The organism is Streptomyces sp. NPDC038200 (assembly GCF_055600785.1).
Window position 1 is genome coordinate 1 of sequence record NZ_JBVJYH010000052.1, and the last position, 5,115, is coordinate 5,115.

Consider the following 5,115-nt stretch of genomic DNA (forward strand, 5'->3'; position numbering starts at 1 on the left):
ATCTGGCTCGCTGGCGGGCGGACGGGACGGTGGAGTTCCTGGGGCGGGCGGACTTCCAGGTGAAGATCCGGGGTTTCCGGGTGGAGCCGGGTGAGGTCGAGGCGGTGATCGCGGGGCATCGGCTGGTGTCGCAGGTGGCGGTCGTCCCCCGGGAGGACCGGCCCGGCGACAAACGCCTCGTCGCCTACGTCGTACCGCGTGCGGCGGATGCCCTCGACGCCGGTGACCTGCGCCGGTACGCGCGGGAGCGCCTGCCCGAGTTCATGGTCCCCGCCGCGTTCGTGACCCTCGCGGAGCTGCCCCTGACCGCCAACCGCAAACTCGACCGGCGGGCGTTGCCGGCCCCGGACTACGCGGCCTCCCCGACCTCACGCGCCCCGCGCGGCGAACGCGAGCGGGAACTGTGCGCGATCTTCGCCGAAGTGCTCGACGTGCAGCGGATCGGCATCGACGACAGCTTCTTCGACCTCGGCGGCCACTCCCTGCTCGCCACCCGGCTCATCAGCCGCATCCGCACCCGCCTCGGCATCGAGGTACCGCTCCGCACCCTCTTCGAGGGGCCCACCGTGGCCCAGCTCACCGACCGGATCACCCGGGACGGCGACCGGGCCCGCCCCGCGCCGACCGCCCGCACCCGGCCGGCCGAACTGCCGCTGTCCTTCGCCCAGCTCCGACTCTGGTTCCTGAACCGCCTGGAGGGCACGGCGGCCGCCACGTACAACCTGCCGATCACCCTGCGGCTCACCGGCAGCCTGGACCGGGACGCGCTGGCCGCAGCCCTGCGCGATCTCGTGGAGCGGCACGAGAGCCTGCGGACCGTCTTCCCCGAAGGCCCCGACGGCACCCCCCACCAGCGCATCCTCGACGCCCACGACACCGTCGTGACGCTGGACGTGGTGGAGACGCCGGCCGCGCACCTGGACGCCCGCGTGGCCGAGACCGCGGCCCAGGGCTTCGACCTGACCGCCCAACCCGCCTTCCGGGCACGGCTGTTCACCGTCGACGACACCACACACCTGCTGATGGTGGTGTTGCATCACATCGTCGGCGACGGCTGGTCCATGGCCCCGCTGGCACGCGACCTGACCGCGGCCTACGAGGCCCGGACCGCCGGGAAGACGCCCGCGTGGGACCCGCTGCCGGTGCAGTACGCGGACTACGCGCTGTGGCAGCGAGAGCTGCTCGGCGACGACTCCGACCCCGACAGCCTGTCCCATCGGCAGATCCGGCACTGGACCGAGGCCCTCGCGGACCTTCCGGAGCAGCTGGCGCTGCCCACGGACCGGCCCAGGCCCGCCGTCGCCTCGAACCGGGGCGACAGCGTGTCCTTCGCCTTGGACGCGGAACTGCACCAGCACCTCGCGGCTCTCGCGAGGGAGTCGGGCGCGAGTGTGTTCATGGTGGTGCAGGCCGCGTTCGCGGCGCTGCTGTCCCGGCTGGGCGCGGGGACGGACATCCCGATCGGTTCGCCGGTGGCGGGCCGCACGGACGAGGCGCTGGACGACCTCGTCGGCTTCTTCGTGAACACGCTGGTGCTGCGCACCGACCTCTCCGGCGACCCGACCTTCCGCGAACTGGTGGACCGGGTCCGGGAGACGGACCTGGCCGCGTACGCGCACCAGGACGTGCCCTTCGAGCACCTGGTGGAGGTCCTCAACCCGGCCCGCTCCATGGCCGCGCACCCCCTGTTCCAGGTGATGCTCGCCTTCCAGAACGTCGAGCAGCCCGAGCTGCACCTCCCCGGCCTCACGGTGGCGGTCGAGCAGGCCGCCACCACGGCCGCACGCTTCGACCTCTGCGTCTACCTCGACGAACTGCACGCGGACGACGGCACCGAAGGCGGACTCGCCGGTGTCCTGGAGTTCGCCACCGACCTCTACGACCGCGAGACGGCCGACGAACTCGTGGCCCGGTTCGAGCGGATCCTGCGCAGCGTGGTCCGGGACCCGGACCAGCCGGTCGCCGGACTCGACCTCCTCACCACGGCGGAGCGACGGCGGATCGTGGAGGAGTGGAACGCCACCGACACCGAGGTACGCCAGGCACCCCTGCCGGTGCTCTTCGAAGAACAAGTGGCGCGCACTCCGGACGCCGCAGCCGTGATCCACGACGACGTCACCGTCTCCTACGCCGAACTCAACGCCCGCGCCAACCGCCTCGCACGGCTGCTCGTGGAACGCGGAGCGGGCCCCGAGCGGATCGTCGCGCTCGCCCTGCCCCGATCGGTCGACCAGGTCGTGGCCGTGTACGCGGTGGTCAAGGCGGGAGCCGCGTATCTGCCCGTCGACCCCGAGTACCCGGTCGACCGGATCGCGTACATGCTGGACGACGCCCGTCCCGTGTGCGTGCTCACCACCGCCGACACCCTGCGTCTGCTGCCCGAGGCACTGCCCGCCGTGGTCGTCGACGACCCCGCCTTCGCGGACGGTCTCACCGCGTACGCGGACACCGACCTGAACGACACGGACCGTGCCTCGGCGCTGCTGCTCCGGCACCCCGCCTACGTGATCTACACCTCCGGCTCGACCGGCCGCCCCAAGGGCGTGATGATCCCGCACGACGCCATCGTGAACCGCCTCGCCTGGATGCAGGCCAGGCACCCGCAGCGTGCCGGGGACCGGATCCTGCAGAAGACCCCGACCGGATTCGACGTCTCCGTATGGGAGTTCTTCTGGGCCCTCCAGGTCGGCGCGACCATGGTGGTCGCCAAGCCCGGCGGGCACCGGGACCCGGCCTACCTGGTCGAGGTGATTCGCGCGCAGCGCGTCACCACACTCCAGTTCGTGCCCTCGATGCTCGCCGTGTTCCTCGCCGAGCCGACCACCGGCACCTGTACGACGCTGCACACCGTCATCCTCGGCGGTGAGGCACTGTCCCTCGAACTCGCCGACAAGTTCCGCCGCACCCTCGACGCCGGCCTGTTCAACCTGTACGGGCCCACGGAGGCGTCGATCGACGTGACCCGGTGGGTGGTCCGGCACGAGCCGGACGCGCCCAGCGTCCCCATCGGCGCACCCGTGTGGAACACCCGCGTCTACGTCCTGGACGAGCGCCTGCAGCCGGTCCCGGCCGGTGTCCCGGGTGAGCTGTACATCTCCGGTGTGCAGTTGGCGCGCGGCTACGTGGGCCGGCCGGCCCTGACCGCGGACCGTTTCGTGGCCAACCCCTACGACACCTCGGGCCGGCGCATGTACCGCACCGGTGACCTGGTGCGGTGGCGGGCCGACGGCAACATCGAGTTCCTCGGCCGCACGGACTTCCAGGTGAAGATCCGCGGCTTCCGGGTCGAGCTGGGCGAGGTGGAGTCCGCGCTCGCCGCTCATCCCGCGGTGGAGCAGGCCGTCGTCCTGCTGCACGGCGGCAAGGACGCCGCCGGCGCCCGCCTCGTCGCCTACGCCGTACCCGGCCGCGGGGCCACCGTCGACCAGGGGGAACTGCGGGAGTTCGTCGGCACCCGGCTGCCCGAGTTCATGGTGCCCGCCGCCGTGCTCGTCCTGGACGCGCTGCCCGTCACCGTCAACGGCAAGCTGGACCGCAAGGCCCTCCCGGTGCCCGAGTTCGCTCCCGCCGCCTCCGGCAGGGCACCGCGCACCGCACGCGAGGAAGTCCTGTGCGATCTGTTCGCCGAGATCCTCGGCGTCGAGAAGGTCGGGGTCGAGGACAGCTTCTTCGACCTGGGCGGCCACTCCCTGCTGGCCGTCCGACTGGCCAACCGGATCCGTGGTGCCCTGGGGGTGGAGCTGCCCCTGGCCGCCCTCTTCGAGGCACCGAGCGTGGCACAGCTGGCCCGACGCCTCGCCGGCGCCGAGGGTGCTCGTCCTCGGCTGGAGCCGGTGGACCGTCCGGGTGAGGTGCCGTTGTCGTTCGCTCAGCGGCGGCTGTGGTTCCTCAACCGTATTCAGGGGGCGGAGTCGGCGACGTACAACATGCCGATCGCCTTGCGGCTGACGGGCCGGCTGGACCGGGCGGCGCTCGCGGCGGCGCTCGGTGACGTGGTCGCGCGCCACGAGAGCCTGCGTACCGTCTTCCCGGAGGGCCCCGACGGCACCCCGCGCCGGCGCATCGTGGACAGCGACACCGACGGCACCCTGGTCGAGCTGCCCGTCCTGCACGTCACGGAAGAGGAACTGTCCGGCGCCCTGGCCCGCGAAACGGCCACCGGTTTCGACGTCACGCGCGAACTTCCCCTTCGCGCACGGTTGTTCGCCCTGAACGACACCGTGCATGTCCTCTTCGTGGTGCTGCACCACATCGCGGGTGACGGCTGGTCCATGGCCCCGCTGGCACGAGACGTGGCCGCCGCGTACGAGGCCCGGACCGCCGGAAAGGCGCCCGCCTGGGAGCCGTTGCCGGTGCAGTACGCGGACTACGCGCTGTGGCAGCGGGAGCTGCTGGGCGACGAGACCGACCCGGACAGCCTCATCAGCCGTCAGGTCGCCCACTGGAAGCGGGAACTCGCCGATCTGCCCGATCAGCTGGACCTGCCGATGGACCGCCCCCGGCCCGCGACGGCGTCCTACCGGGGCGGGCAGGTCCCCGTCGAACTCGACGCCCGACTCCACCAGGACATCACCGCGCTGGCCCGCGAAACGGGCGCGAGCGTCTTCATGGTGGTGCAGGCCGCGCTGGCGACACTGCTGTCCCGGCTGGGCGCGGGGACGGACATCCCCATCGGCTCCCCGGTGGCGGGCCGCACGGACGAGGCGCTGGACGACCTCGTCGGGTTCTTCGTGAACACGCTCGTGCTGCGCACCGACCTCTCCGGCGACCCGACCTTCCGCGAACTGATAACCCGGGTACGGGACACCGACCTGCGTGCCTTCGCCCACCAGGACGTGCCGTTCGAGCACCTCGTCGAGGTCCTCAACCCCGTCCGCTCCCTGTCCCGGCACCCCCTCTTCCAGGTGCTGCTCGCCTTCCAGAACACCACACCGCCCAGCCTCGGGCTCCCCGGCCTCGACCTGACCGTCGAACCGGCGGAACTCGAAGCGGCGAAGTTCGACCTCACCGTCAACATCAACGAGGTTTTCGATGGTGTGGGTGGGCCGGCTGGGTTGTCGGGTGTGTTCGGTTTTTCGGTTGATGTGTTTGACCGGGGGACTGTTGAGGGGTTTG

The 5,115-nt window shown here is 71.7% G+C and carries 1 protein-coding gene; it reads left to right on the plus strand.

Translation table 11 applies throughout. From position 1 onward, the window contains the following. Positions 1 to 5,115, plus strand: a 5,115-nt coding sequence (locus ACZ7KF_RS41410) for an amino acid adenylation domain-containing protein (protein WP_471087850.1), incomplete at both ends; no start/stop codon positions are given.